At 63.2% G+C, this 26,773-nt stretch carries 28 protein-coding genes and 2 tRNA genes; 7 read left to right on the top strand and 23 right to left on the bottom strand.

The window, feature by feature from the left end; all coding sequences use genetic code 11:
- Window positions 1-58 precede the first annotated feature (58 nt).
- The 8 genes from U3648_RS10960 to U3648_RS10925 form a co-directional block, all read right to left on the bottom strand.
- Window positions 59-135 (bottom strand) — tRNA-Pro (locus U3648_RS10960).
- A gap of 77 nt (window positions 136-212) precedes the next feature.
- On the bottom strand, window positions 213-860 hold the full coding sequence (gene gph, locus U3648_RS10955; protein WP_420859270.1) for a phosphoglycolate phosphatase: 648 nt from the start codon (window positions 858-860) through the stop codon (window positions 213-215).
- A gap of 5 nt (window positions 861-865) precedes the next feature.
- Entirely contained in the window at window positions 866-1,597 is a 732-nt protein-coding gene (locus U3648_RS10950; RefSeq protein ID WP_420859269.1) for a MerR family transcriptional regulator, read from the bottom strand.
- 10 nt (window positions 1,598-1,607) lie between these two features.
- Window positions 1,608-1,910: an integration host factor subunit alpha gene (ihfA, locus tag U3648_RS10945; protein WP_129681395.1), complete on the bottom strand. Its 303-nt coding sequence runs from the start codon at window positions 1,908-1,910 to the stop codon at window positions 1,608-1,610.
- A gap of 111 nt (window positions 1,911-2,021) precedes the next feature.
- Complete coding sequence (locus U3648_RS10940; RefSeq protein ID WP_420859268.1) at window positions 2,022-2,993, bottom strand: beta-ketoacyl-ACP synthase III; 972 nt, start codon at window positions 2,991-2,993, stop codon at window positions 2,022-2,024.
- Window positions 2,990-4,132 (bottom strand): phosphate acyltransferase PlsX, encoded by a 1,143-nt coding sequence (gene plsX / locus U3648_RS10935; RefSeq protein WP_420859267.1) that lies wholly within the window; start codon window positions 4,130-4,132, stop codon window positions 2,990-2,992. Before plsX ends, U3648_RS10940 begins: the two co-directional genes overlap by 4 nt.
- 24 nt (window positions 4,133-4,156) lie before the next feature.
- The gene (gene rpmF / locus U3648_RS10930; RefSeq protein WP_420859266.1) at window positions 4,157-4,363 is read right to left on the bottom strand and encodes a 50S ribosomal protein L32; all 207 of its coding nucleotides are present in this window, start codon (window positions 4,361-4,363) and stop codon (window positions 4,157-4,159) included.
- 371 nt (window positions 4,364-4,734) lie between these two features.
- Window positions 4,735-5,265: a YceD family protein gene (locus U3648_RS10925; RefSeq protein WP_420859265.1), complete on the bottom strand. Its 531-nt coding sequence runs from the start codon at window positions 5,263-5,265 to the stop codon at window positions 4,735-4,737.
- Window positions 5,266-5,349: 84 nt separating this feature from the next.
- On the opposite strand from U3648_RS10925, the gene U3648_RS10920 reads away from it, so the two are divergent.
- The 3 genes from U3648_RS10920 (at window position 5,350) to U3648_RS10910 (ending at window position 8,433) form a co-directional block, all read left to right on the top strand.
- On the top strand, window positions 5,350-5,811 hold the full coding sequence (locus U3648_RS10920) for an outer membrane protein assembly factor BamE (RefSeq protein ID WP_420859264.1): 462 nt from the start codon (window positions 5,350-5,352) through the stop codon (window positions 5,809-5,811).
- Between the two features lie 78 nt (window positions 5,812-5,889).
- Entirely contained in the window at window positions 5,890-6,579 is a 690-nt protein-coding gene (locus U3648_RS10915; protein WP_420859263.1) for a GNAT family N-acetyltransferase, read from the top strand.
- 42 nt (window positions 6,580-6,621) lie between these two features.
- Window positions 6,622-8,433 (top strand): ABC-F family ATP-binding cassette domain-containing protein, encoded by a 1,812-nt coding sequence (locus U3648_RS10910; RefSeq protein ID WP_420859262.1) that lies wholly within the window; start codon window positions 6,622-6,624, stop codon window positions 8,431-8,433.
- On the opposite strand, the gene U3648_RS10905 is transcribed toward U3648_RS10910, so the two are convergent.
- From U3648_RS10905 to U3648_RS10860, 10 genes are all read right to left on the bottom strand, one after another.
- Window positions 8,434-8,604, bottom strand: a complete 171-nt coding sequence (locus U3648_RS10905; RefSeq protein WP_420859261.1) for a hypothetical protein — start codon at window positions 8,602-8,604, stop codon at window positions 8,434-8,436. It abuts the gene before it with no gap.
- Between the two features lie 147 nt (window positions 8,605-8,751).
- Window positions 8,752-9,480 carry an SDR family oxidoreductase gene (locus tag U3648_RS10900; protein ID WP_420859260.1) on the bottom strand — a complete coding sequence of 243 codons (729 nt, stop codon included), beginning with the start codon at window positions 9,478-9,480 and terminating at the stop codon, window positions 8,752-8,754.
- Between the two features lie 12 nt (window positions 9,481-9,492).
- A complete protein-coding gene (locus tag U3648_RS10895; RefSeq protein WP_420859259.1) occupies window positions 9,493-10,677 on the bottom strand; it encodes a phenylacetate--CoA ligase family protein in 1,185 nt (394 codons plus the stop codon).
- Window positions 10,677-11,507, bottom strand: a complete 831-nt coding sequence (locus U3648_RS10890; protein WP_420859258.1) for an ABC transporter ATP-binding protein — start codon at window positions 11,505-11,507, stop codon at window positions 10,677-10,679. The genes U3648_RS10895 and U3648_RS10890 overlap by 1 nt, the downstream gene beginning before the upstream one ends.
- A 76-nt stretch (window positions 11,508-11,583) precedes the next feature.
- Window positions 11,584-12,882, bottom strand: a complete 1,299-nt coding sequence (locus U3648_RS10885) for an ABC transporter substrate-binding protein (protein WP_129681371.1) — start codon at window positions 12,880-12,882, stop codon at window positions 11,584-11,586.
- 68 nt (window positions 12,883-12,950) lie between these two features.
- Entirely contained in the window at window positions 12,951-14,027 is a 1,077-nt protein-coding gene (locus U3648_RS10880) for a branched-chain amino acid ABC transporter permease (RefSeq protein WP_420859257.1), read from the bottom strand.
- Window positions 14,027-14,278 (bottom strand): hypothetical protein, encoded by a 252-nt coding sequence (locus tag U3648_RS10875; RefSeq protein WP_420859256.1) that lies wholly within the window; start codon window positions 14,276-14,278, stop codon window positions 14,027-14,029. Before U3648_RS10875 ends, U3648_RS10880 begins: the two co-directional genes overlap by 1 nt.
- A gap of 4 nt (window positions 14,279-14,282) precedes the next feature.
- Window positions 14,283-15,242 carry a branched-chain amino acid ABC transporter permease gene (locus tag U3648_RS10870; RefSeq protein WP_420859255.1) on the bottom strand — a complete coding sequence of 320 codons (960 nt, stop codon included), beginning with the start codon at window positions 15,240-15,242 and terminating at the stop codon, window positions 14,283-14,285.
- A gap of 10 nt (window positions 15,243-15,252) precedes the next feature.
- Window positions 15,253-16,008 carry an ABC transporter ATP-binding protein gene (locus U3648_RS10865; RefSeq protein ID WP_420859392.1) on the bottom strand — a complete coding sequence of 252 codons (756 nt, stop codon included), beginning with the start codon at window positions 16,006-16,008 and terminating at the stop codon, window positions 15,253-15,255.
- Window positions 16,009-16,530: 522 nt separating this feature from the next.
- Complete coding sequence (locus U3648_RS10860) at window positions 16,531-18,501, bottom strand: AMP-binding protein (protein ID WP_420859254.1); 1,971 nt, start codon at window positions 18,499-18,501, stop codon at window positions 16,531-16,533.
- Between the two features lie 187 nt (window positions 18,502-18,688).
- Here U3648_RS10860 and U3648_RS10855 point away from each other — a divergent pair, with 187 nt between their 5' ends.
- The gene (locus U3648_RS10855) at window positions 18,689-20,626 is read left to right on the top strand and encodes a PAS-domain containing protein (RefSeq protein WP_420859253.1); all 1,938 of its coding nucleotides are present in this window, start codon (window positions 18,689-18,691) and stop codon (window positions 20,624-20,626) included.
- Complete coding sequence (locus U3648_RS10850) at window positions 20,623-21,327, top strand: response regulator transcription factor (protein ID WP_420859252.1); 705 nt, start codon at window positions 20,623-20,625, stop codon at window positions 21,325-21,327. The genes U3648_RS10855 and U3648_RS10850 overlap by 4 nt, the downstream gene beginning before the upstream one ends.
- Here the strand turns inward: U3648_RS10850 and U3648_RS10845 are convergent.
- Entirely contained in the window at window positions 21,324-22,463 is a 1,140-nt protein-coding gene (locus U3648_RS10845) for an AI-2E family transporter (protein ID WP_420859251.1), read from the bottom strand. The genes U3648_RS10850 and U3648_RS10845 overlap by 4 nt on opposite strands.
- Window positions 22,464-22,587: 124 nt before the next feature.
- Here U3648_RS10845 and U3648_RS10840 point away from each other — a divergent pair.
- A tRNA-Ser gene (locus tag U3648_RS10840) sits at window positions 22,588-22,677 on the top strand.
- A 72-nt stretch (window positions 22,678-22,749) separates the two neighbouring features.
- Window positions 22,750-22,905, top strand: coding sequence for a hypothetical protein (locus U3648_RS10835; RefSeq protein WP_420859250.1), 156 nt, complete (start codon window positions 22,750-22,752; stop codon window positions 22,903-22,905).
- On the opposite strand, the gene U3648_RS10830 is transcribed toward U3648_RS10835, so the two are convergent.
- From U3648_RS10830 to U3648_RS10815, 4 genes are read right to left on the bottom strand one after another with little or no spacing between them, the layout of a single operon-like run.
- Window positions 22,896-23,249 carry a RidA family protein gene (locus U3648_RS10830; RefSeq protein WP_420859249.1) on the bottom strand — a complete coding sequence of 118 codons (354 nt, stop codon included), beginning with the start codon at window positions 23,247-23,249 and terminating at the stop codon, window positions 22,896-22,898. The genes U3648_RS10835 and U3648_RS10830 overlap by 10 nt on opposite strands.
- A 22-nt stretch (window positions 23,250-23,271) precedes the next feature.
- Window positions 23,272-24,615, bottom strand: coding sequence for an NAD(P)/FAD-dependent oxidoreductase (locus tag U3648_RS10825; protein WP_420859248.1), 1,344 nt, complete (start codon window positions 24,613-24,615; stop codon window positions 23,272-23,274).
- A gap of 27 nt (window positions 24,616-24,642) precedes the next feature.
- Window positions 24,643-25,452: a nitrilase-related carbon-nitrogen hydrolase gene (locus tag U3648_RS10820; protein ID WP_420859247.1), complete on the bottom strand. Its 810-nt coding sequence runs from the start codon at window positions 25,450-25,452 to the stop codon at window positions 24,643-24,645.
- A 15-nt stretch (window positions 25,453-25,467) separates the two neighbouring features.
- Window positions 25,468-26,772 (bottom strand): TRAP transporter large permease, encoded by a 1,305-nt coding sequence (locus tag U3648_RS10815; RefSeq protein WP_420859246.1) that lies wholly within the window; start codon window positions 26,770-26,772, stop codon window positions 25,468-25,470.
- Window position 26,773 lies beyond the last annotated feature (1 nt).

Raw genomic sequence — 26,773 nt, 5'->3', positions numbered from 1 at the left:
GTGACAAAAACGACGGGCGCGGGCAAGCCCCGCGGCGGAATTTCAGGTGGGGTGTGATTGGTCGGGCTAGCAGGACTCGAACCTGCGACCTTCCGTCCCCCAGACGGACGCGCTACCAGGCTGCGCTATAGCCCGACGAATGCCGCCTAGATACCGGTTTTCCCGGGCGGCGCAAGTGCCGAATGCGGTTTTTCCGGGGGATCGGCCGCGGGCTAGCCCAGTTCCGCCACAAGGCCGGGCAGGGCGCTGAATTCGGCAAAACGTGCCGCGGCCCTGATCTCGGACTGGGGGCGCTTGCAATAGCCTTCGGTGAAGAACAGGAACGGGATATCCGCGGCCTCTGCCGTGTCCGCGTCCACCTCTGAATCGCCGACATACAGGCCGCCCTTGGCCCCCATCCGGGCAAAACAGGCCAGAAGCGGGGCCGGGTCCGGTTTGCGCGACCGCAGGCTGTCGCCACAGATCACCGCATCGAAGGTGTCGGACAGCCCCAGCGCCGCCAGAACCCCGGCGGTCGGCCCGCTGGGTTTGTTGGTGCACAGACCCAGCAGATGACCGGCGGCGCGCAGGGCGGTCAAGGCCTCTGCCACGCCGGGATAGAGGCGGGTTTCGTCATGAGCGGTCTGGTAGCGGGCCATGAATTCGGCGTGTAACCCATCGCGCCCCTCGCTTGGCACAGCGCGGGTGTCGCACAGACGCCCGATGAAATGGTCGACGCCCCAGCCGGTGAATTGCCGCACTTCGTCATAGCTCAGCGGCGGCAGGCTGCGCGGGTTCAACACCGCGTTCGCGGTGGCCTGGATGTCAGGCAGGCTGTCGATCAGCGTCCCGTCAAGGTCAAAGGCAATGGCGGATGGCACGCGGATCAGTCCCGGCTGATCGACGCGCGGACAGCGTCAAGCCGGGCGATCAGTGGCGCGATAGCGGAGGCCTTACGGGCCAGTTTCGCGCGGTCCGCCCGTTGCAGCGCGGAAAACACCCGGCTGGGCGGGTTATAGTCCATGTCGTCGGGGTCGGCGGGAACCGTCGGGCGAGGGGACGCATGGGTAGGGGGCGGGGTGGCAACCGGGGTGGCGTCGAAAGGAACCACGTTGTCGGGTGCCTCCGCCGGGTTTTCGGGCAACTGCGCGGCAAGGCCAATGCCTAGGCCCACGCGGGCCGGCGGGGCCGCTTCGTCCTCTGGGTCTTTCGGGGTGTCCGGTGTTTCCGCTTCGCTGTCGTCGGCCCCGGTGGGCGTTGCCATCAGGCCCACTGAAATCTCGACCTTGGGCGGGGTCGCTACCGGATCCGGTGTCGGGTTGGCGTCGATGGTACCCTCGTCATCAAGACCCGGCCCCAACGAAGCGACATGTTTGACCCCCTTCTCGCGCAACAGCTTTTGCGCGCCCTTGATGGTCATGCCCTGTTCATGCAGCAGCGTCTTGATCCCGGCCAAAAGCTCCATGTCTTCGGGCCGGTAATACCGGCGGCCACCCGCGCGTTTGACGGGTTTGACCTGGCTGAACTTGCTTTCCCAGAACCGCAGCACATGTGCGGGCGTATCAAGCCACTCCGAAACCTCGGAGATCGTTCGGAATGCGTCGCGGGATTTGGCCATCGGGCCCCCCTCAGGACTTGTTGCCAGCTGCGACCTTGTCTTTCATCAGGTGGCTGGGCCGGAATGTCAGAACGCGGCGCGGACTGATCGGAACCTCTTCGCCGGTCTTGGGATTGCGGCCCATGCGGGCGGCCTTGTCCCGGATCGAGAACGTGCCAAACGAACTGATCTTGACCGACTCGCCGCGGACGAGCGCATCAGACACATGTTGCAGCACGCTTTCGACCAGATCGGCGCTGTCGTTTCGGGACAGCCCCACCTCGGCATGGACGGCTTCGGCCAGATCCATCCGGGTCAGCGTCTTTTCGGCCATCGGTGTCCCCCCTGATTGGTTTTGAAAGACCTTAGGCGAGACGCAATTTCAGAGTCAATAACAGGGACTTGCACAGGCAAGTTCAAGCCAATGGGAAAAGACCTGTTTCCGCTACCAGCGCAGAACCACAGAACCCCAGGCCAGACCGCCGCCGATCGCTTCGGTCACGATCAGATCGCCCTGTTTGATCTGGCCGCGTTCGACGCCAACCGACAGCGCCAGTGGGATCGAGGCGGCCGAGGTATTGCCATGGTCCTGAACGGTCACCACGACCCGGTCCATGCCGACACCCAGTTTCTTCGCGGTGGACTGGATGATGCGGATATTCGCCTGATGAGGGACCACCCAATCAACTGCGTCATCCTTCAGCCCGACCTTTTCAAGCGCATGATGCGCGGTCTGGGCCAGCTTTTCGACCGCGTGGCGGAACACCTCTTTCCCGGCCATCTTCAGAACGCCGGTGGACTGGGTCGATACCCCGCCATCGACATAGAGGATGTCGCGATAGGTGCCGTCGGAATTCAGGTCGGTGGACAGGATGCCCCGGTCGGTATTGTCGCCGGTGCCCTCCTGCGCCTCCAACAGAACCGCGCCCGCGCCATCGCCGAAGAGGACACAGGTGGACCGGTCGGTGAAATCGAGGATTCGGCTGAAGGTTTCGGCCCCGATGACCAGAACACGGCGCGCCTGACCGGACACGATTAGCGCGTTGGCATTGGCCAGCGCAAAGACAAACCCGGCGCAAACTGCCTGAACATCAAAGGCATAACCCTTTGTATTCCCTAGGTTTGCCTGCACCATGGTCGCGGCCGAGGGAAAGGTCAGATCGGCGGTGGAGGTGGCAAGAATGATCGCATCCACATCCGCCCCGGTCAGCCCGGCACTGTCCAGCGCCGCCTGTGCCGCCCGGGTGGCAAGATCGGATGTCGTCTGGCCTTCGGCCGCGAAATGGCGCCGTTCGATGCCGGACCGGCTGACGATCCAGTCATTGCTCGTATCGACGATCTCTTCGAAATAGCTGTTGGGAACCACGCGTTCGGGCAGGTAGTGCCCAACGCCTTTGACCACCGCGCGTATCGTCATTTTGCCTGCCTGTCCCCGCTGTCGGCAGAGTCCGTGTCCCCCTCTGCCGCACTGTCATTCGTGGCATCTTGCGCAAGGGCGGCGGCGGATGCAACCCGCGCGGCCAGCTTGTCCGAGAAACCCGACAGCGCCAGTCGGTGGCCAAGTGCCAGCGCCGCGGCGACGCCGGTGGCGTCGGCCGATCCGTGGCTTTTCACAACGGTCTTGTTCAGCCCGAGGAAGACCCCGCCATTGACCCGGCGCGGGTCGATCCGTTTGCGCAAGCGCTGCAGGGATGTCATCGCCAGAAGGGCCGCGATCTTGGACAGGGGCGTCTTGTTGAAGGCTTCCTTCAACAATTCCGAAATCAGGTTGGCGGTGCCTTCGCCGGTTTTCAGGGCGACGTTGCCGGTAAACCCGTCGGTGACGATCACATCGACCCGGTCCGAGGGAAAATCGCCACCTTCGACGAATCCCACGTATTCGTAGTCGCCCCGCGCGGCGGCCCGGGAAATCAGGTCATGCGCGACCTTCAGTTCAGCGCGGCCCTTATGTTCTTCGACCCCGACATTCAGCAGGCCGATTCGGGGGCGGGCCAGCCCCATGCCGTTGCGGGCATAGGAGGCGCCCATCAGCGCATAGGTCAGAAGATCGTCCTGATCGGCGCGGATATCGGCGCCCGCGTCCAGCATCATGTTGAACCCGGACGGGTTGCGTGACGGCCAGAGCGCGGCAATCGCGGGCCGGTTCACCCCATCCGCCTTGCGCAGGCGCAGCATGGACATCGCCATCAGCGCGCCGGTGTTGCCGCAGGAAATGCAAACATCCGCCGACCCGTCGCGCACGGCGTCGATGGCCGACCACATCGACGTGGTCTTGCCGTGACGCAGCGCATGGCTGGGCTTGTCGGTCATCTTCACCACGTCGGGCGCGTCGCACACCTCGACCCGGTCGCCGATGCGGCGCTTGGCCACCATCGGGTTCAGCTGGTCGCGCGGACCATGCAGCAGGGCGCGGGCCTCCGGGTTTTCCGACAGAAAACGCGCAAGGCCCGCAACAACCGTTGCAGGCCCTTTGTCTCCGCCCATGGCGTCGACCGATAGCACGACTGGTCTTTTGGAGGTCGCTGCGGGGTTTGACGCCTGCGGTGAATCAACCATGACCGGTGCCAGACAGACGGCGGCTTACGCCGCGTCGTCGTCCAGATCGATTTCGTCGGCAGCGGCAACCACTTCGCGGTCGGCGTAGTGACCACAGGAGGGGCAGACGTGATGCGGACGCTTCAGCTCACCGCAGGAGGGGCATTCGTTCGGGTTCGCGGCCACGAGTGCATCGTGGGCCCGGCGCATGTTGCGGCGCGACTTCGAAACCTTGTTCTGTTGGACGGCCATGTCTCAACCTTATGTATTGGGGGGCAATCATGCCATGCGGCAGGGGCCCGGATTTCGTGTTCCTGATCTGACTCGCCGCCGTTTAAGCGATTGGGCTGTGACTGTCGAGTGCCGATCCGAAAGAGGCCGCGAAAATACTGCGATTCCGCCAGAACGCAACCGGAAAACAGGATGGGGGAAATGGTGGGTCAAGACCCACCTTACCCGGGGGCGCTTCGCCGCCCGGACCCCCCGAGCAAATCTCCAACCCAAAGAAGAATGGACGCTGAGGCCACCCCCTTCTTTGGGTCAATAAATATCCCGGGGTGAATGGCCCGAAAGGGCCAGAGGGGCAGAGCCCCTTCGTAAGGTGGGTTTTAACCCACCGCTCCCTATTCATCCTTTGGGTCGAGAAGGTCCTTCAATCCCGAAAACGGGCGACGGACATCTGCAATGTTGTCGTCATCGGGGTCTTCCAGCGATGCCCCTTCGGCGCGGGGGAAGGGCGGCAGGGCCAGTGCCAGTGCCTCAATCATCACCTCGGCAAGGTCGAGCACCGCGGGGAGCGGATCTGCCTCGTCATCCTCGGGCATCTCGACCTCTCCGGTTCCCAGATCGGGCAGTTCGGACAGGTAGCTGCGGTTCACCGCTTCGTCGATGCGGGTGGTGACCGGCTCCAGCGTGACGACACAGTCCTGTACCACGGTCGCGCCCAGTTCTGCCTCAAGCCGCCAGTCCTTGCGTCCGATCGGCACCAGCCGACCGGTCAGGCGCAGCTTGCGGACCTTGGGAATGTCGAGTGCCGTAGCAATCGCCGCCCGTTCGGCAGGCGTTGGCATCAGGTCGAACGTGCGGTCCCGGCGGCCGTCCAGATCGGCCAGGCGCACCGGATGGGTCGGCAGGGCGGGGGTCGGGTCAGCCATCGGGGTTTCCATTCTTGAACAGGGGGCCACGCATGATGTAAGCGTCGATAGAAGGCAGAACAGGGCAAGGCAAGGGGGCACCACATGCCACAACCGACCGGACTGCGCGGCGCGATCATCGCCGCGGCCATGGGGATCGCCCTGTCGGCCTGCGCGCCGATCGTGCGCAACCACGGCTATGTCCCGCGCGAGGATGAGCTGGCCCAGATCATCGTCGGTGCGGATAGCCGCGACACCGTGGCCGAACTGATCGGTCCGCCGGGTGCGGCGGGCCTCCTGAACGACAGCGGGTTCTATTACGTTGCCTCCAGCTATCGCACGATTGGCCCCTTTGCGCCCAAGGAGACCAGCCGCGAGGTTCTGGCGATCTATTTCGACGAAAACGGAATCGTGCGCGATATCGCCCGCTACGGCCTGGAAGATGGCCGGGTTGTCGTTCTGTCCCGCCGCGTCACCGATTCGAACGTCGAGGACAACACCCTGATCCGGCAGCTTCTTGGTTCGATCGGCCGTTTTGACGCCGGTCAGTTCCTCGCCCCGAACTAACCTTTGTCCCGGCACATGCCGAACGGGGGAACGAGGCATGAGGCTATCGCCGCCTTGCTGCCCTTTGCCCGCGGCCGCGTGTCTGTGCGCCTCGCAGGAACAGAGGCAGAGGCCGAGGCTTGTTTTGCGCTGCGCCACAAGGCCTTTCACGGGCGTGCGGGCCGGGATTGCGATGCCTTCGACGTGGACTGGCCCCAGATCTTGATCGAACGGGACGGGGCGCTGGTGGGGACCTTCCGGATCCGCCTGTCGTCGGGCGGGGCATCCGGCGGATACGCAGGGCAATTCTACGATCTGACAGCGCTTGATCACTATCCTGCCACGGTGTTGGAGCTTGGCCGCTTTTGCCTTGACCCGGCTCTTGGCCCCGACAGCGATGTGCTGCGGATCGGTTGGGCGGCGCTGGCCCGGATCGTCGATACGGCAGGGGTCGGCCTTCTGTTCGGCTGCTCCAGTTTTGCAGGGATCGACCCGGCACCGCACCGGGCCGCCCTGTCGCGGTTGGGGCGGGACCATCAGGGGCCGGCGGATTGGCCTGTGCGGCGGCGGTCCCCGGCGGTGATCGACCTTGCCGAGCTGGGCGAAGCGGGGGGCGCCGCCGCGTTTCCGCCGCTCTTGCGCAGCTATCTGCAAATGGGCGGCTGGGTGTCTGACCACGCCGTTATCGACCCAGACATGCAGACGATCCATGTCTTCACCGCCGTTGAAATCGCCCGAATCCCGCCCGCGCGGGCCCGCGCGCTGCGGATGTTGGCGGGCCTAGCCTAGCAGCCCCTTGCACGCCGCCGCGCTTGGCAATAACTCGCACCCATGGCACGCGCACCCCTTCTCCAGCTTTCCGACATCTCGCTGACCTTCGGCGGCGATCCTCTGTTTTCCGACCTGTCGCTGGTTGTCCAGCAGGGCGACCGGGTGGCCCTTGTGGGGCGCAACGGGTCGGGCAAATCAACCTTGATGAAGGTGATGGCCGGGATCGTCGAGCCCGACAACGGCACCCGCGTCGTCCCGCCGGGGACCTCGGTCGGATATATGGAACAGGACCCAACTATGGAGGGTTTCGCGACCCTGGGCGACTATGCCGCCAGCGGCGTCGGAGAGGCAGAGGCCTATCGGGTCGAAATGGTGGCCGAAGGGCTGAAATTCGACCCTACCCGCGCGGTGTCCGTCGCCTCGGGCGGGGAACGCCGCCGCGCGGCACTGGCCAAACTGATGGCCGAGGCCCCGGAACTGATGCTTCTGGACGAACCGACCAACCACCTCGATATCGAAGCGGTGCGCTGGCTGGAAAATGAGTTGAAGACCACGAAGTCCGGCTTCGTCCTGATCTCGCACGACCGGGCATTTCTGCGCGAACTTACCCGTGCAACCCTTTGGATCGACAGGGGAATGGTGCGGCGGGCCGAGGTGGGATTCGAAGGGTTCGAAGCCTGGCGTGACAAGATCTGGGAAGAAGAGGACATCGCCCGCCACAAGATGGATCGCAAGATCAAGGCCGAGGCGCGATGGGCCGTCGAAGGCATCAGTGCCCGACGCAAGCGGAACATGGGCCGGGTCCGGGCCTTGCAGGACCTGCGGGCAGAACGGGCGGCGATGATCCGGCGGCAGGGCACTGCCGCGCTTAGCCTCGACAGCGGGCCGACCTCTGGCAAGAAGGTGATCGAGGCCGAGGGGCTGGTGAAATCCTACGATGGCAAGCCCATCGTGAAAGGGTTCAGCCTGACCGTTCAGCGTGGGGACAGGGTTGCCTTCGTGGGTCCAAATGGCGTTGGGAAAACAAGCCTTATCAAGATGTTGTTGGGTGAAGTTCAACCCGACGCCGGAACCATCAAGCACGGCACCAACCTGGCCATCGCGGTGTTCGATCAGGCCCGCGCCCAGCTTGACCCCGACATGTCACTTTGGGATAGCTTGACTGGCGATCCGGCCATGCGCGTCGGGGGCCGGGCCGATCAGGTCATGGTGCGCGGGACGCCGAAACATGTCGTCGCCTATCTCAAGGATTTCCTGTTTGACGAGGCGCAGGCGCGAGCCCCGGTCCGGTCCTTGTCGGGGGGCGAAAAGGCGCGGCTGCTGCTGGCCAAGCTGATGGCGAAGGAATCAAACCTTCTGGTGCTGGACGAACCGACCAACGATCTGGACATCGAAACGCTGGACCTGCTGAAAGAGATCTTAGACGACTATGACGGGACGGTCCTTCTGGTCAGCCACGATCGGGATTTTCTGGACCGGGTGGCGACCACGACCGTCGCGATGGAAGGCAACGGCAGGGCGGTGGTTTATGCCGGGGGCTGGACAGATTATCAGGCCCAGAGGGGCGCTCAGCCGACTTTAGAAGTGGCCGATAAGCCAAAGGTTCAAAAAGATAAACCGGAACAGAAGGTTGAACCAAAGAAGTCTGGCCTGAGCTTTACCGAGAAGCACCGGTTAGAGGAATTACCGGGCCTGATTGACCGGCTGACCGCCGAGATCGCCAAGCTGGAACAGCTGATGGCCGACCCGACGCTGTTTACGGAAAACCCGGTCAAGTTCCGCAAGGCGACCGAGGCGCTGACGGATCGTCAGAACACGCTCTCGGCCGCGGAAGAGGAATGGCTGGAGTTGATGGAAAAGGCCGAAGGCTGATCAGCGGCCAAAGGGCCAGCTGATCGCGATGTAGAAGGCAAACATCACCGGCACAACGGCCAAGGCCGACAAGACCAGCGCGGGCAGACCCCAAAGCACCACCGCGGCGGCAATCGCCAGAACGGCGAGGGCAAAGGCCACGAAGATCGCTGCCTCGGCGCTGTCGGACATGGCCCGGAAAAGTGCCCCGAATAGGGGAAGGGTGAGGAGGGGCCGCACAGGGCCGGCTTGAGCGGGGAGGTTGAATGCAGCTTGGGTCATGCCCCTGATATGGGGTGCTGTTCCGGCGTTGCCATGCGGCAGCCTGCCGCGCGACATTCACGGCATTCGCAACGCGCCGTCCAACCGGATTGTCGTTCCGTTCAGATAGTCGCATTCGACGATGAACCGCGCCAAGGCCGCGAATTCCGCCGGATCGCCCAGCCGCGCGGGATAGACGACATCCTTGGCCAGCCCGTCCATGACCTCTTGTCCCAACCCTTCCAGCATCGGGGTTCGGAAAATGCCCGGCGCAATGGCCATAACGCGCACCCCTTGCCGCGACAGATCGCGGGCCATGGGCAGGGGCAGGCCGGTCACCCCCGCCTTGGACGCGGCATAGGCGGCCTGTCCCTTTTGCCCGTCAAAGGCCGCGACCGAGGCGGTGAAGACCAGCACGCCGCCCTCGGACATCCGCGCGGCGGCAAGGCGGGCCACGTTGAATGTGCCCGACAGGTTGATCCCGATGGTCCGGTCGAAACTGGATTGCCGATGTGGTCCGTTGCGGCCCAACGTCTTTTCCGCCGTGGCGATCCCGGCGCAGGTCACGGCCACGTTCAGCCCACCCATCCGGTCGGTCGCAAAGTCCAGCGCGTCGGTGACCGAATCCTCGTCCGTGACGTCGCATTGGGCAAACTCGGCCCCGATTCCTTCGGCAAAGGCGGCCCCGCCCGCGTCGCGGTCGAGGATCGTCACATCCGCCCCGGCCTCGCAAAAGGCACGGGCTGTCGCGGCCCCAAGGCCAGAGGCGCCGCCGGTGATGACGGCCTTGGCGTCACGGATATCCATCGTCGGCTCCTGTCAGTCGTATGTGCGCCGGTCTTCGATCACCAGACCATCGCGGGGCAGGGTGCCGGGCGCAACCAATTCGATCTCGCCTTTCAGTTTCAGCACCTCGGCGACAGAGGCGGCAAAAGCCGCGGGATCGGTCGCGGTGGTTTCGATCTGGACCGTCATCGTATCCTGTTCGCCCGAGCGTCCGGCCACAACGCGGGCGCGGTCGATGCTGTCGTGTTTGGCCACTAGGGCGGCGACCTGTTCGGGGCGCACGAACATCCCCTTAATCTTGGTGGTCTGGTCGGCCCGGCCCATCCAGCCCTTGATCCGGGCGTTGGTGCGGCCACAGGGCGATTGCCCCGGCAGGATCGCGGACAGGTCGCCGGTGGCAAAGCGCACAAGCGGGTAATCGGGGTTCAGCGTCGTTACCACGACCTCGCCCACCTCGCCGGGGGCGACGGGATCGCCGGTGCCGGGGGTGACGATTTCCACGATCACCCCTTCGTCAAGGATCATCCCTTCCATTGCCGGGCTTTCATAGGCGACATTGCCAAGGTCGGCAGTGGCATAGCATTGCAGACAAGCGATGCCCCGGTCCGCGTATTCCGCCCGAAGCGACGGGAACAGCGCACCGCCACCGACCACGGCGCGGCTGATCTTCAGCCGCTCGCCCATCTCGTCGGCCTTGTCGAGGATGACCTTGAGGTAGTCCGGCGTGCCCGCATAGGCGGTGGTCCCGATGTCGCCAGCGGCGCGGACCTGCAATTCGGTCTGTCCCGTCCCGGCGGGCAGCACCGCGGCCCCCACGGCCCGCGCGCCGTTTTCAAAGATCATGCCCGCGGGTGTTAGGTGGTAGCCGAAGCAGTTCTGCACGATGTCGCCGGCGCCGACGCCCGCTGCATGCAGGAACCGGCCCATCCGCCACCAGTCGTGGCTGACCCCGCCCGGTTCATAGATCGGGCCGGGGGATTGAAACACATGGGCGGCGTTGCGTACCAACAGCCCGCCAAAGGGCGGCTGCGCCTTCTGCCGGGCCGACAGGTCGGCCTTGCGCAGGACAGGCAGGGCAGACAGATCGGCCAGCGCGGCGAGCGGGTCCATCCCCTGTTCGGCCAGAAGGCCGTTCAGTTGCGCCAGATGCGCGGCTTCGCGTTCGTCGGCACTGCGGGTTTCAAGGGCATCGAAATAGGTCACGGCACTATCCTTCATCAGCTCAGCCAACGCTTGCGGCGGCGATAGCTGCGCACGTCGCGGAAGGACTTGCGGCCTTCGTCGGACATGCCGAGGTAAAACTCTTTCACGTCGGGGTTTTCGCGCAGGTCGGCGGCGGGGCCGTCCATCACCACCCGCCCGCTTTCCAGAATATATCCGGTATGGGCATAGCGCAGCGCGACATTGGTGTTCTGTTCGGCCAGAAGGAATGTCAGCCCTTCGTTCTCGTTCAGGGATTTCACGATCTCGAAGATCTGCTCAACCAACTGAGGCGCAAGACCCATCGAGGGTTCGTCCAGCAGGATCATCTCGGGCCGGGACATGAGCGCGCGGCCGATGGCGCACATTTGCTGTTCCCCGCCAGAGGTATAGCCCGCCAGCGATTTGCGCCGTTCGCGCAGCCGGGGGAAATAGGAATAGACCATTTCAAGGTCAGCGGCGACTGCGCCCGCGCCGTCCCGCCGGGTATAGGCGCCGGTCAGCAGGTTTTCTTCGACGGTGAGGTGGCCAAAGCAATGGCGGCCTTCCATCACCTGAATGACGCCGCGTTTGACAAGGGTCGCCGGGTCCAGATCCTGCACCCGCTCGCCCTTGTAAAGGACCGACCCTTTCGTCACCTCGCCGCGTTCGGAGTGAAGCAGGTTGGAAATGGCCTTGAGGGTCGTCGTCTTGCCCGCCCCGTTGCCGCCCAGCAGCGCGGTGATCCCGCCCTTGGGCACCGAAAGCGACACGCCCTTCAGCACAAGGATGACGTGGTTGTAGATCACCTCGATGTTGTTGACCTCAAGAAGGGTCTCGGTCCGTGTCTCTGGGCTTGCGTCAAGCATGGGTCGGGTCCGTCTGAATGGGGTGGGGTGTGTCCGGGCCGCAAGTGGCAGCCCGGACACCTGTCGCGTCAGGCGCTTAGCCGTCGCATTCCTGGGTCGGCCAGGGCGCGTTGGCTTCGGCGTATTCCGCAGCCGCAGCCTCGACCAGCGGGGCGATGGCCGACTGATCCGCCATCAGGTGATCGCTGTCGACCTGGAAGGTGGACCCATCCCAGCGGATCATCCAGCCGCCCGAATGGCCGGTGTGATCGGCACAGGAGGTGCTGAACGGGGCGATCATGCCGGTGAAACCCAGTTCGTCGATCCGCTCCTGCGTCAGGTTGATGTTCTCAAGCCCCCAGCGCAGCTGTTGCGGGCTGACGACGGCAGTGTCGTATTCCGCCTGCGCCGCGGTGATCCCTTCGGCCAGAAGCATCGAGATCACCAGACCGCGCTGGTAGAACACCCAGTCCATTTCGCCTTCGCCGGCCTGGCTATCGGAAACGTGTTCACGGATCGCGGCCAGAACGGGCGCGTCCGGGTTCGGCGCGTTGTAGGAAATCGCGCGGTAGCCGGCGGCGTCTTCACCCAGTGCCTCAAGGTCGCCATTGTGGCCGGACCACCAGACGCCGATGAACTGATCCATGGGATAGCGGGTCTTGATCGCCTCGGTCAGGGCACCCGCGTTCATCGCGCCCCAGCCCCACATGATCACATAGTCGGGACGTTCGCGGCGGATCTGAAGCCACTGGGCCGACTGGTTCTGCATCTCCGATAGGCCAACCGGGATCGGCAGGAATTCGAACCCGTGTTCAGCGGCCATCGCCTCGTAGAAGGGGATGGGTTCCTTGCCATAGGGGTGGTCAAGGTGCAGCAGGACGATCTTCTGACCCGACAAGGACGACAGGTCGCCGCCGGAAATTTCCTGAAGGATCATCGAGGCCGCATCCCAGTAGGACCCGGGCATGTTGAACGCCCATTGGAACACCTCGCCGTCCGCCATGGGCGAGAAGCCGTAGCCGGGGGCCAGAAGCGGCATTTCATCGACGTTGGTCTTGGGCAGAACCTGAAGGGTGATCCCGGTCGACCACGGCTGTGTCACGATGGCGTCGGCCTTGGTCGCTTCGTAGCATTCCACACCTTTTTCGGTGCTGTAGCCGGTTTCGCATTCCTCGTAGTCGATCATCGCGCCGCCGATGCCGCCGTCACGGGCGTTCAGCATGGCAAAGTAATCGGCCTGACCGTTCATGATCGGGATGCCGGTGGCGGCAAAGGGACCGGTCCGGTAGCTGAGGTTGGGGACATTCATGCTGGCGCCGTGGCCTTCGGCATAGACGGCAGAGGCGGTGCCCAGCGCGACCGCCGCGGCGGCGGTCCATTTCGCAAACGTCTTCATTGGTTTCCTCCCATGGATTATCTGACGTTGTCGTTTGTTTCTTGGTCTTCTTGGTGGGTCGCCCCCGCCTAATGCGGGAACGGCCAGATGATGAGTTTCTCGCGGATCAGCGCCCAAAGGCGGGCCAGACCGTGCGGTTCGATGATCAGGAAGAACACGATCAGCGCCCCCACGATCATGATATTCAGATGCTCGACCGTGGCCGAGGAGATCTCGATCCCCAGCGTATGGGGCAGGGTGTTGAGCACCACCGGCAGGGCCACGATCAGGATCGCGCCAAGGTAGTTGCCAAGGATCGATCCCAGCCCGCCGATAATGGCGATAAACAGGATGCGGAACGACAGCGAGATCGAAAACAGGTTCGGCTCTGCCGCGCCGCGCCACATGAAGACGAACAGCGCCCCCGCCACCCCCACGATATAGGACGATACGGCAAAGGCGGTCAGCTTGGACTTCAGCAGGTTGATCCCGATCAGTTCCGCCGCAATGTCCATGTCACGCGTGGCTTTCCATGTCCGGCCTTGGGTGCCGCGGGTCAGGTTGATGCAGACGATGGTCATCACCGTCACGATCGCCAGCACAAGGTAATATTGCGTGGTCGAGGTTGCCAGCGGACCGGCCACCATCGTCCCGAACATTTCCACGTTCGGCACCTGGATCGCGCCCGAGGCGTTGTAGTTGTAAAGCCAAGCCCATTCCTCGAACGTCCAGACAAGGAAGAATTGCGCCGCCAGCGTGGCAATGGCCAGATAGAACCCCTTGATCCGCAGCGAGGGCAGGCCGAACAGCACCCCGACCCCGGCCGAGAAGACCCCGGACAGAAGGATCGCGACGATGATGTTCATCCCCGGAAAGATCGTGATCAGCTTGTAGCAGGCATAGGCGCCTACTCCCATGAAGGCCGCTGTCCCAAGGCTAAGTTGCCCGGCATAACCGGTCAGGATGTTCAGCCCCATTGCCGCCAGCGCATAGACCAGCACCGGGATCAGCAGGGCCTGAAAGGTGAATTCGGAGGCCATGAGCGGAAAGACCGCCCAGGCAAGGATCAGGATGAACCCCAGAAGGATCGCATCCTGACGGACCGGGAACAGCGCCTGATCGGCCTTGTAGGTGGTCTTGAACTGGCCGGACGTGCGGTACAGCATCAGGCGTCTCCCCCATTTTCGCGCAGGTGTTCGGGCAGAACCCGGTTCGAGGGACGGGCGTATCCCGTCGCCTCGGAATGGCGGATCAGCCAGAAGTAAGCCCAGATGCCCAATGCGGCGCCGACAAAGGCCAGCACGGCGGCGGTGACCATCGTGCCCGGCGCCGACGGATCGGCGGTGAAGGCAAGGTAGCCGAAGGCCCAGAACCCGGACCAAGCCACCACGTTAAGGACTGCGATCAGCTTTGCCATGTCCTTACACCCGCTCGATGATCTTTTCGCCGAACAGGCCCTGAGGCCGGAACAGCAGCACCAGAAGGGCGAGGACAAAGGCGAACCAGCTTTCCGTGCCACCACCCAAAAGCGGCTGACCCCAGTAAATCTCGAACAGCTTTTCCATCATCCCGATCATCAGCCCGCCAACGATGGCCCCGGTGATCGATTCCAGACCGCCCAGCATCAGCACCGGCAGCGCCTTGTAGGCGATAACCTCAAGCGCGAAGGACACACCTGCGCGGGCCCCCCAGACGATGCCGGTGACCAGCGCGATCACCCCGGCGATGAACCAGACCATGACCCAGACGGTGCGCTGCGAGATACCGACCGAAAGCGCCGCCTGACTGTCATCGCCCAGCGCGCGGATGGCGCGGCCCATGCGGGTCTTGTTCAGGAACAACAACAGCCCGATCACCAGCGCCACGGCCCCGATCACGGCGGTCACGTCCTTCTGTTCCAGAAGCAGCAGCCCGTTAAAGGGGTTGAATTCGAAGGCCCCGGTGGGAATGCCTAGTTCTTCGGTGATCATCCGCTTGTTTTCGCCGCCGAAGATCAGCTCGCCCGACCCGATCAGGAACAGGGTGATCCCGATCGTCGCCATGAACAGGATGATATCCGGCTGGCCCACCAGCGGGCGCAGAACCACCCGTTCGATCCCGACCGCAAGGCCGAACATCACCACCAGCGTTAGCGCGACCGAGACATAGGCCGGGATGCCCATGGCGTGAAAACCAACCAGCGTCAGGGCCGCGAAGACCACCATGATCCCCTGGGCAAAGTTGAAGATGCGGGACGACCGGAAGATCAGGACGAAGCCCAGCGCGATCAGCGCATAAAGGACGCCAGAGACCAGCCCCTCCCACAGCACCTGCATCAGGAAGTCCGGCGCGGCGGCCATGTCCTGAAACGGTGCGATGAAGATTTTATGCAGTAGCTCCATATCCGTCCCCTTAATGCTCCACGCCGAGATAGGCGTCGATCACGTCCTGATTGTTGCGCACCTCGTCCGGGGTGCCGTCCCCGATCTTCTTGCCATAGTCCATCACGACCACCCGGTCGGACAGGTCCATGACCACGCCCATGTCATGTTCAATCAGGGCGATGGTGGTGCCGAATTCATCATTCACGTCGAGGATGAAGCGGCTCATGTCCTCTTTCTCTTCGACGTTCATCCCCGCCATCGGTTCGTCCAGCAGCAGAAGCGACGGTTCAGCCGCAAGCGCGCGGGCCAGTTCGACCCGTTTCTTCAGCCCGTAGGGCAGGCGGGCCACGGGGGTTTTGCGGATGTGCTGGATTTCAAGGAAGTCGATGACCTTCTCGCAAACCTCGCGGTTGGCGATCTCCTCTTGCTCGGCCCGGCCTTTCCAGATCGCCTGCCGCCACATGGGCGTGTGCATATGGGTCAGGCGCCCGGTCATCACGTTGTCCAGAACCGTCATCCCTTCGAACAGGGCGATGTTCTGGAAGGTGCGGGCGATGCCCTGGCGGGCGACCTCGTAGGGTTTCATTGGCGGGCGCGGGGCGCCCTTGTACCAGACCTCGCCTTCCTGCGGGATGTAAAAACCCGAGATGACGTTCAGCATTGAGGATTTCCCGGCCCCGTTCGGGCCGATGATGGCGCGTATTTCGCCCTCGCGGATGTCGAAAGAAATATCGGTGATCGCCGCCACCCCACCGAACCGCAGGGTGATGTTCTTCATCTCCATCACCACGGGACCAATGGTGCGGCCGTCGGCGGTGGTAGTAACTTGTTGATCAAGCACGGTTATTCACTCCCAGTTTGGTAGCAAAGCGCAAGCGGAGATGTCTGTGCATGTGACGGATTTCAGGGCTGCCCGACGCTGGTGCCTCCAACCCGGATGGAGGATTCCTATGAAGAAGTACGGCAAAATAATCACTCAGCTTGAAGACGCTTATGCCGATGTAGGTTCCGTAGACGGAGCTGTTCGACTTGTGTTGGCGAGAAACCCGGAGTTTCGGAAAAAAGAAGTCTTGAAGGCGTTGCCGAGATTCGAACGCTCTTTGAGGTTTGTCTTCGCAATTGACGAAAGCTAGTTTTGGCTTGCACTGCCCGGCGAAGTCCGGGCCGCGCCCGACCTCCCCCCGGAGGGCGCGTTGGCGATGTCCTGTGCAGCTCATATGGCGGGAATGCTTTAGAGCGGTCGCGTAGCGGCTCGCACCCAAAGCGCCCCCCAGGTCGGGCGCGGCCCGGACTTCTCGCACGGCGCTCATGCGGCGGCCTTTCCGGCGGTGGGCACAACCTTGGCATCGCGGATTTCCAGCGTTGCCCGGATCTTGCCCTTGCGCCCGTCTTCATAGGTCACTTCGGTTTCGGTATAGATGCTGTCCGACCCGTCATAGAGCGCGGTCACAAGGTCATCGAATTTCTCGGCGATGATCTTGCGGCGCACCTTGCGGGTGCGGGTCAACTCGCCGTCGTCCGCGTCCAGTTCCTTGTGCAGCACAAGGAAGCGGTGGATCTGGCAACCCGACAGCATGTCGTCTTCGGCCACGCTGGCGTTGACCTCTTCCACATGGGCCTGGATGGTTTCCAGAACGCGGGGGTGACCGGCCAGCTCCTGATAGGACGCATAGGCGATATTGTTGCGTTCGGCCCAGTTGCCGACGGCGGTCAGGTCGATGTTGATGAAGGCGGTGCAGGTGTCGCGTCCCGCGCCGAAGACCACGGCCTCGAGGATATTGGGGAAGAATTTCAGCTTGTTTTCAACATACTTGGGCGCGAACAACCGGCCGTCGGCCATTTGTCCCACGTCCTTGGCCCGGTCGATGATGCGCAGATGCCCGCTGCCTTCTTCGATGAACCCGGCGTCGCCCGTCGCAACCCAACCTTCCGGGTCCTTGGTGTCGGCGGTGCTTTCTGGGTTCTTGTAGTATTCCACGAAGGTGCCGGCAGAGCGATAGAAGACCTCTCCGTTCTCGGCGATCCGGATTTCGACGCCGGGCGAGGGCACACCGACCGTATCGGACCGGACCTCGCCATCGGGTTGCTGGGTGATGAAGACCGAGGCTTCGGTCTGGCCGTAGAGCTGTTTCAGGTTGATCCCGAGCGAGCGGTAGAAATCGAAAATCTCCGGCCCGATCGCCTCGCCCGCGGTATAGCCGACACGCACCCGGCCAAAGCCAAGCGTGTTCTTCAGCGGGCCGTAGATGGCCACCTCGCCCAGCGCGTATTTGATCCGGTCCCAGATACCCACCGGTTTGCCGTCCAGAATGGCGGGGCCGACCTTGCGGGCATGGGCCATGAAGTGGCGGAACAGCCATTGTTTGAATTTGCCAGCGTCCTCCATCCGGATCATGACGCTGGTCAGCTGGGTTTCGAAAATCCGGGGCGGAGCGAAATAATAGGTCGGCCCGATCTCCTTGAGGTCGGTCATCATTGTTTCCGCGCTTTCGGGGCAATTCACGCAGAACCCGGTCCAATAGGCCTGACCGATGGAAAAGATGAAATCACCGACCCAGGCCATCGGCAGATAGGCCAGAACCTCGTCGCCCGCGCGCAGGTGGTCGAATTCCGAACTCGCCTTGGCGGTTTCGATGATGTTGCGGTTCGACAGGACCACGCCCTTGGGCTTGCCTGTCGTCCCCGAGGTGTAGAGCATCACGCAGGTATCGTCGTAGCCGAGCGCCGACCGGCGGCGTTCCAACTCGGGGGTCAGTTCGTCCCGCGCTGCGTGCCCCTGTTCCTGCACGTGGGAATATTCGTGCAGCCGGCTGTGGTCGTATTTCCGCATCCCCCGTGGATCGAGGTAGATCATGTGTTCAAGGTTTGACAGCCGGTCCTGAATCTCCAGCACCTTGTCGACCTGTTCCTGATCGCCCGCCACGACAAACCGCGCGCCGCAGTGGTCCAGAACGTAGGCCATCTCTTCCGCGACCGCGTCCTGATACAGCGGCACCGGGATCGCGCCCACCGATTGCGCCGCGACCATCGCCCAATACAGGTAGGGGCGGTTGCGCCCGATGATCGCGATGAAATCGCCCTTGTTGACGCCAAGGTTGATCAGGCCAAGCGCCAGCGCCTCGACCTCTTTCTCGGTCTGGGCCCAGGTCCAGTTCTGCCAGACCCCGTATTCCTTCTCCCGGTAGGCGGCTTTGTCCCCGTGCCGGGTGGCGTTGTGATGCAGAAGCGCCGGAACGGACTGAAGCCCGCCTCCCGCGCCGACAGTGGCGTCGGCCAAGTCTTGATCCTCCCTTTGCCGGGGCGGGCTCCTCTTCCCGCTTGTCCGGTCAGCGTGCAGGCTGACGCCCGATTCTTGCGCGATGTTTTCCCAATCCTAACGAATTGTAACAGCAGGCGGTTAGCCCGACCTTTGGCTTGGCGGGGCAGGGGCCCGGTGCTAGCCATGTTGCAGGGAAGGAACCGCCATGCCGCGAGCCAAGCCAGACAGATCGGCGCTGATGATGTCCGGGTTGAACCTGATTCAGCAGGCCATTTCCATTTTCGACAGCGACCTGCGGCTGGTGGTGGCCAACCGCCGGATGCTGGAGATGTTCGACCTGCCGGACCGGTTCGCCCGCGACGGGGTCAGCTTTGCCGAGGTGATCCGTTATCTGGCAGAGCGGGGCGAATATGGCGAGATCGAGGATATCGACGATTTCGTTGCGGATCGTGTGAAGCTCGCGCAGGCGTTCGAGCCGCATTACATGGAGCGGACCCGCGCCAATGGCCGGGTGATCAGCGTCGAAGGCGCGCCGTTGCAGCAGGGCGGCTGGGTGACCGTCTATACCGACATCACCAACACACGGCGGCACGAGGCCCTCTTGCAGGCAAGGTCCGAGGAACTGTCGGACCAGCTCTCGAGCTATGCTGCCGAACTGTCTTCGACCAACCGGGCGCTGGAAAGCACGATCGCGCAGCTGGAAGAAGCCAAGCGCGAGCTGACCGAGATCGAGGCCCGGACCCGCCTGACCACGGAAATGATGCCGGCCCATATCGCCCATGTGGACCTTGACCGGCGTTATACCTATTCCAACCGCCGTCTGTCGTCGGTGATGCCGGGGCGACCCTCGGACATCCTTGGGCGGCATATCGCGGAAACCCTTGGGGCGCAGGCCTACACCCGGATCGAACCGCACCTGTCGGCGGCCTTCGCAGGCGACCCGAGCGTGTTCGAGTTTACCGATGCGCTCAGTTCGCGTCGGATCAGGGTTGCCTTTACCCCGGACACGGACAGCGACGGCGGGATCGACGGGGTCTATATCCTGTCGATGGATGTAACCGAGGAAACGCAGGCCCGCGTCGCGCTTCAGCAGACCCGAAAACGGGAATTGGCGGCGCAGCTGACATCGGGCCTTGCCCATGATTTTTCAAACCTTCTGACGATCATCCTAGGGATGCAGGGAAAACTGCAGAAAATGGACCTGCCCGAGGAGGCCGGGGCGCTGGTATCGGCCACCCTGTCGGCGGCCCGGCGCGGCGGGACTCTGTTGCACCGGATCGCGGATATGACCGGGCGGCGACAACTGAAACTTCAGGCCACGGATCTGGACCTGTTCCTGCGCGACATGGAAACGCTGGCCGGTCCGTCCCTGCCCGACGGGATCGGCATCGACATGCGCAATGACGCAGGCCCCGGACCTTGGATGATCGACCCCGGAACGGTGCAGGACGCCCTGTTGAACCTTGTGCTGAACGCGCGCGACGCCATCGGGCCTTCGACACAGGGGCGGATCGGCATCACCGCGCGGCGGGTGCAGGATACATGGCTTGAATTCTCAGTTTCGGACACCGGGCCGGGGTTCAGTGACGAGGCGCTGGATCACGCGCTGGACCCGTTCTTTACCACCAAAGGCGGAGAGGGGTCCGGGCTGGGGCTGTCCATGGTCTACGACACGGTCAAGTTGGCGGGCGGAGAGGTCCATCTGGGCAACGGGCTGACCGGCGGGCGGGTGGTGATCCGGCTGCCGCTGCGTCCGGCACGCGACCTGCCGCAGGCGGCGGGGTTGGTCCTTGTGGTCGAAGACAGCCCGGACCTGCGCGAAACCATTCGCCAATCCCTGACCGGGGCCGGGCAGGCCGTGGCCGAGGCCGCATCGGTCGACGAGGCGCTGGCCATCGCCGAAGGGGTCGAGGGGATCGGGCTGATCCTGTCGGACCTGTCGCTGAAAGGGGGGCAGACGGGAGTCGACCTGTTCCATCGGCTTGGCCCCGCCCGGCCGCCGGTTGTCTTCATGACATCGCTGCCCCCGTCGGACCCGCTGCGACAGGCTGCCGCCGCGCTGGCCCCGGTCCTTGCCAAACCGGTCGGGGCAGAGGACATTGCCGCAGTCCTCACCCCGCACCCGGCCGGAGCCGCCCAATGACCGCCCCGCTTGTCACCATCCTGGACGATGAACCGGCCATTCGGCTGATGCTGACGGATGCGCTGACGGATGCGGGATTTCGCACGCTGGCCTTTGGCCGCGCGACCGAGTTTGAAGCAGCGTTGAAAACCGCCGCCCCCGATGTCTGTCTTGTCGATCTTGGTCTGCCGGACAAGGACGGGCTGAGCCTTGTGCACCGGCTGGCGCTGGAACAGGGGGCGTCCGTCATCATCATCTCGGGCCGGGCGCAGGTGCAGGACCGGGTCACCGGGCTGGAACTGGGCGCAGACGACTACATCATCAAACCTTTCGACCCGGCCGAGGTTGTCGCCCGGGTCCGGGCTCGGCTGCGCAAGGGCGCGTCAGAGACCAGCGGGGCAGGGAGCGTGGCGCGGTTCAACGGCTGGACCGCCGATTTCGACCGCTACGCCCTGATCGACGAGACCGGAGCCGAAACCCCCTTCAGCCACGCCGAAGGGGCCGTGTTGCGGATGTTCCTTGATGCCCCAAAACGGCTAATTTCACGGGCGAACATGCAAGAGACCCTTGGCGGCACCGCCGGGGAAAGTTTCGACCGGGCAATGGATGTGCGGATCTCCCGCCTGCGCGCGAAACTGAAGGAAGACCCGCGTAACCCGGCCCTCATCAAGACGATCTACGGCGCAGGCTATATCTTCCTTGGTGACGTGACCTGGGCCTAGGACGCGCGGCGCTGTTCCATTTCCTCGGCGACGCGGTTCAGCTCTTCCTCAGGTTCGGGCAAACCTTCGCGCGACAACAGGATCGCCACCGGGCGCAGCGCCGGTACATGGCTGCACACCACCAGCAGCATCACCATGATCGGCACCGACAGGAACATTCCCGGAATGCCCCAGACCGCGCCCCAGAAGGCAAGGCTGATGATGATCCCGAAGGACGACAGGCGCAGCGCCCGGCCCATCATCCACGGGTCGATGACATTGCCGTTGATGAACTGGATCAGCCCGCAGATCACGAAGATCGCGGCGGTAATCGTCGGGTCCGAGGTCTGGACGAAAGCCACAAGTGCCACCATGCCGGTGGCCACGATCGACCCGACGTTCGGGATGTAATTCAGAACGAAGGTCAAGATGCCGATGGCCACGGCAAGTTCCAGGTCAAAGGCCGTCGCGACCGCAAAGACCATGGCCCCGGTGATGATGCTGACCGCCGACTTGACCAACAGGTAATAGTTCACCCGGTGGATGATCGAGGCGATGATCTTGCCCACCCGTTCGGCCTGTACCCCATCGCCGACGAAATTTGTCAGCTTGGTCGAAAACCAGATGCGCTCCGCGAAGAGGAACCCCACGAAAAGGATGACCAGAACCGTCCCCTGCATCAGGTTCCCGGCCTGACCCGCGACGGTCCGGACATAGCCCGTCACCTCGACCGACCGGAGGGAGTTCAGGACCGCCGTTTCCACATCCTCGCCCATCCATCGGAACAGGGACGCAATGGCCGAAGGCGCCCGTTCGGCATAGGACAGCGTGGTCATCAATACAGTGTTCAACTGCGCCAGCAGGATCGATGACAACAAGAGCAGCGCGGTCGAGATCAGCGCAAGTGCGGCCAGCGAGGCCACCCAGTTCGGAATCCGGATCGGCCCGACCCGCAGCCGCGCGATGAAATTGATAACGTCCGACGTCAGCGAAAACAGGATGATCGCCGTCGCCAGGGAGATCAGCATGAACCGTGCCTGAACCAGCAGAAAGAGGACAACGGCAAAGGCGATGATCAGCAGCGCCCCGGTCTGAATCCGGCTGTAGTAGGTGCGTTGGATCTGGTTCTGGGTCGTATGGTCCTGCGGCGGGGTCATGGTCGTCCGGGCATTTGATAAGTGCACTGCACTATGTGCGTTTCGGGGCCCGGATACAACGGGAACAATTTCACGGCGGGCCCCCTTGCAAAGGGACGCAGGTTGCGGATAAACCCCCGCCCACGGACAGTTGGCCGAGTGGTCGAAGGCGCACGCCTGGAAAGTGTGTAGGCGGGGAACCGTCTCGAGGGTTCGAATCCCTCACTGTCCGCCACTTTCCCCCGCGAAAGCGTTCTCTGCGGATTGGTCGCGCTGGATTTCTTTTTGTTCTCAAAGGGGTTTGGCGATGACGCTGAACAGCGATTCAGCCGTGCGTGCTCGGATATTCGCTCACTCGGCCCATTTTTCTCTGACCCTGATGAATGCGCTGGGTGATCTTCCCACCTGGAAGTCTAGTCAACAGAACGACGCGTTGATGTCCGTGCAATGGGCTTATGATTGAATGTTGGCGATCGCAATGATCTCCACACGCACACCCGGACTGGCCAGCGACACGGCTGTGGTCGCCCTTGCTGGCGGGTTTTCCGGATCCAGCCAGGCCTCCCAAGCGGTATTCATCCCGGCGAAATCGCTCATGTCGCTCAGCCACACCTGAACCGATACGAGGTCTGACTTGCTGCCTCCCAACTCGGCAAGGAGCCTGTCAATCTTGCCAAGGGTCTCGGTCGTCTGGCCGACAATGTCAGCGGTGCGATCATCCGGGATTTGTCCGGCGAGAAAGACGCAATTGCCCGCGCGCACGGCCTGGCTCATGCGGGCCCCGATATTGTGACGGATCACGGTCATTTGTTCTGTTCCTCACGGCCTTCTAGATTTCAGAACGGCTTTCCCACTCAACCAGTTTCATGCGTCCGCTTACTCCGAGCGAACGGAACGGATCTGGGGGAATCGTGGACGGTTGGCCGCTGACGGCGCGGATGTCGTCCAGCGCCCGCGACGGTCTGCCGACCGCGAGGTCGACCAGAAGACGGCCCGAGCTTGTCCCGCGTGTCATTCCCACACCGTTGTAGCAGTTCGCGGAAAAGACCCCCGGCGCCATCTCGCCGAAGAAGGTCGCGTGGTTTCGCGACAGGCTGACAACCCCACCCCAGGTTGATGTGATCGGGACGTTGGCCAAAGCGGGGAAGCGTTTGTCGAGGCCCTCCCGATGGGCTTCGGCCACCTTGCCGAGATCGCGGGACGACGCCTTGTAGTTCGGGGCAAAGCCGTAGTGATTGCGGATCAGGAGCCGTCCGTCGGATGTCATCCTGAGCGTCGTCCCGCCCGCATCAGCCGGGGTCAGCCCCCAGTTCATCTTGCCGGTGTAGCGTTTGCGTTCGGCGGGTGTCAGCGCCCGCGTGATGCTTGCGTAGGTGATCGTCGGAAGGATCCGATCCTTCATATAGCCGAATTCCGGTGTGTAGGGGTCAGTCGCCAGGATGACCTTTCTGGCTGAAATGGATGCCGAGGTGCCATCGGCTAGTCGCAGCTCTGCGGCAAATCCCTCGGCTCTTTCGGAAAACGCGACAACCGCCGCATCGTCGCGCAATGTCACGTTTTCCGGCAGTCGCCGGGCCAGGCCCCGCACGAGAAGAAACGGATCCACAAGCACGGCGCCGGGGGTGAAGACGGCACCGGCATAGTAGTCGGTCCCCATGATCGTGGCGCAACCCTGACGGTCGAGAACTTCGTAGGGTTCGTCGATCTTGTCGAGAGCCTCGCAGAATTTGCGCATCATGCCCGTTCCGCGCTGGCGCACGGCGCCCTGCAGCTTGCCAACTGGCGACCAGTCGCAGTTGATCCCCAAAACCTCTGTCTGTTCCTGCAGGACGGCCATCGCGCTGCGGTTCAGGTCCATGATCTTGCGCAGTCGAGCCGCATCCGGGTGATCCAGATCGAACTTGTGCGGCAGGTCGATCAGAAACCCGGAGTTTCGCCCTGACGCCCCCCAGCCGACGGGGCGTGCGTCGACCAGCAGCACGCGGTCCTGCGGCACCAGTTCGCCCAGCCGATGCGCTGCGGACAGGCCGGTGATCCCGGCCCCAACGACGAGCCAGTCATACTGGCCCCCGATCGCGGAGGTTTCGTCGACCGGTATGATTTCATCAGCCGGACGCCAGCCGGTCGGTCGGTCAAGCGGCGGTATCGCGGGTTTGTGGCGGGCATGGGCCATGGTGATGCTTTCTGGGCAACCGGGGTATCAAGCGATTTTCGCGATCGGCGAAGTTGCGCAGCCGATCCCTTTGAGGTCCTGCAAGAAGTCGAAGTCGGACTTGCGCTGTTGGACGGCGGTTGTGTCGATGGTCGCCAGGATCAGGTCCTCGGGACCGGTCGCACGACACAGGTGCTGCCCATCCGGCGCGCAGATCGAACTGGCGCCGCTGAACTGCGAATTGGAGGCCTCCGCCGCGAAATCGCAGTAGCCGACGAACATCGCGTTCTCATAGGCCCGTGACGGAACGATGGCGTCCGAGACAAACCGCCACTTTGCACGCAGTGCCGTGGGCACCAACAACAGCTCTGTTCCCAACAAAGCGGCCCGGCGCGCGAGCTCGGGGAATTCGATGTCATAGCAAATCAGGACCGAACAGCGGACGCCTTCGAATTCGAACGCTTCCGGTCCGATCCCAGGCACAAAGCAGTCCCTTTCAAAGTCGTTCGGCAAGGCGACCTTGCGGTAGTTGCTAATCAGGCGACCGTCCCGGCCAAAGACGGCGGCGCTGTTATAGAGCGCGCGACCGCACCTCTCTGGATATCCCAGAACCATACCTATGCGATGTTCCGCTGCAATCTGTGCGGCGGCGTGGAGGGTTTGTGACCCAAGGTCCTGGGCCGCGCCCCGCGCGGCTGCGGCCGAGCCGTAACCGGACAGGTACAATTCGGGGGTGACAAGCATGTCGGCACCCGCCGCTGCCGCCCGCGACATCGCCGAATTCAAAGTCGCGAGCGCTTCATCAGCGGAATGAAACGCCGGTCGAGCCTGAAATAGAGCGAGAGTAAGCAGTGTCATTCTTGCCCCCTGTTCTCAATGAAGGCCGAGCAGGCGCGGGACGAAAAGCGACAGCTCTGGAACAAAGGTGACGAGAAGCATCACCGGGAGTGCCACGTAGAAGATGATCTGCAGGGCAGGTTTGATCGCTTCATGGATCGAGACCTTGCCGATGCGGCACGCCATATAGAGGATTGGCGCGACAGGGGGGCTGTTGGCGCCGATGACGACAGAACAGGCGACGATCGAGGCATAGTGGACCGGGTCGACACCGTGGTGCACCATCAAGGGCATCATCAGCGGGGCGATGACCACGGTTACCGAAAGGTCGTCCATGATCATGCCAACAAAGATCAGGAACGCGTTCACCAACAAGAGGATCAGAATCGTGTTTTCCGTGAGGTGCGTCACCGCTTCGGTCAATTCCTGCGGCACGCTTTCGGCCACCATGATGCGCCCAATCATGAAAGAGAACAGCAGGATCAGGATGATCGTACCGGTGGTTTCCCCGGCTTCGATCAGGCTCTGACGGAACCGGGACAGGGTCAGGTCGCGGTAAATGAAAAACCCGATCAGGATCGCCATGAACAGGGCAACGGCGGCAGCCTCGGTCGGGGTGAAGACACCCCCATAGATACCGCCCAGAATGACGACCGGCATCATCAGGGCCGGCAGCGCCTGAAGTGTCGCGCGCATGGGGCCGTGGGGGGATTTCTGTGCCGAGATCGCGGCCATGCGCTCGGGCGTGTCGACCAGCATCCCGGCGGTCATGATCTTGTTGAAGATCATCAGGCCGATCATCAGCAGCAGGCCCGGGACGATCGTTGCAGCAAAAAGGGCAGTAATGGATTGGCGCGTGACCACCCCGAAAAGGATCAGGGTAATCGACGGCGGGATCAGGATGCCCAGCAGGGATGACACCCCTAAAAGGGCGCTGGTGTAGCCACGGGGATATCCGCGCGCGGCGAGCGGGTCGCCCATGATGGTCCCGATCGAGGCTACGGCGGCGGTGGCCGTACCAGAAATCGCGCCGAAGACCCCGGAGGAGCCGATCAGCGCAGCCCCGAGGCCGCCTTTGCGGCCACGCATCGCCATGGACATGAAGCTGATCAGGCGTGCGGCAACCCCGCCACTTTGCATGAGATAGCCCGCCAGGACGAACAGCGGCAGTGCCAGCAGAATAACCGAGTCGAGCGACCGGAAACCCTGCAAGAGCAAGGTCGTGGTGCTGACGTCATAGGCCCAGACCAGAAACATCAGGACGCCTGCGAAGGACCATGCGACTGGAACCCCGAAAATCATCAGGGCCATGAGAAGAAGGATGCCGAAAAGCGCTTCCATG

This window comes from Marivivens marinus (genome assembly GCF_035969385.1).
GTDB lineage: Bacteria > Pseudomonadota > Alphaproteobacteria > Rhodobacterales > Rhodobacteraceae > SELP01.
Note: the sequence above shows the minus strand (reverse complement) of the source record. Positions and strands in the feature narration are given on the sequence as shown.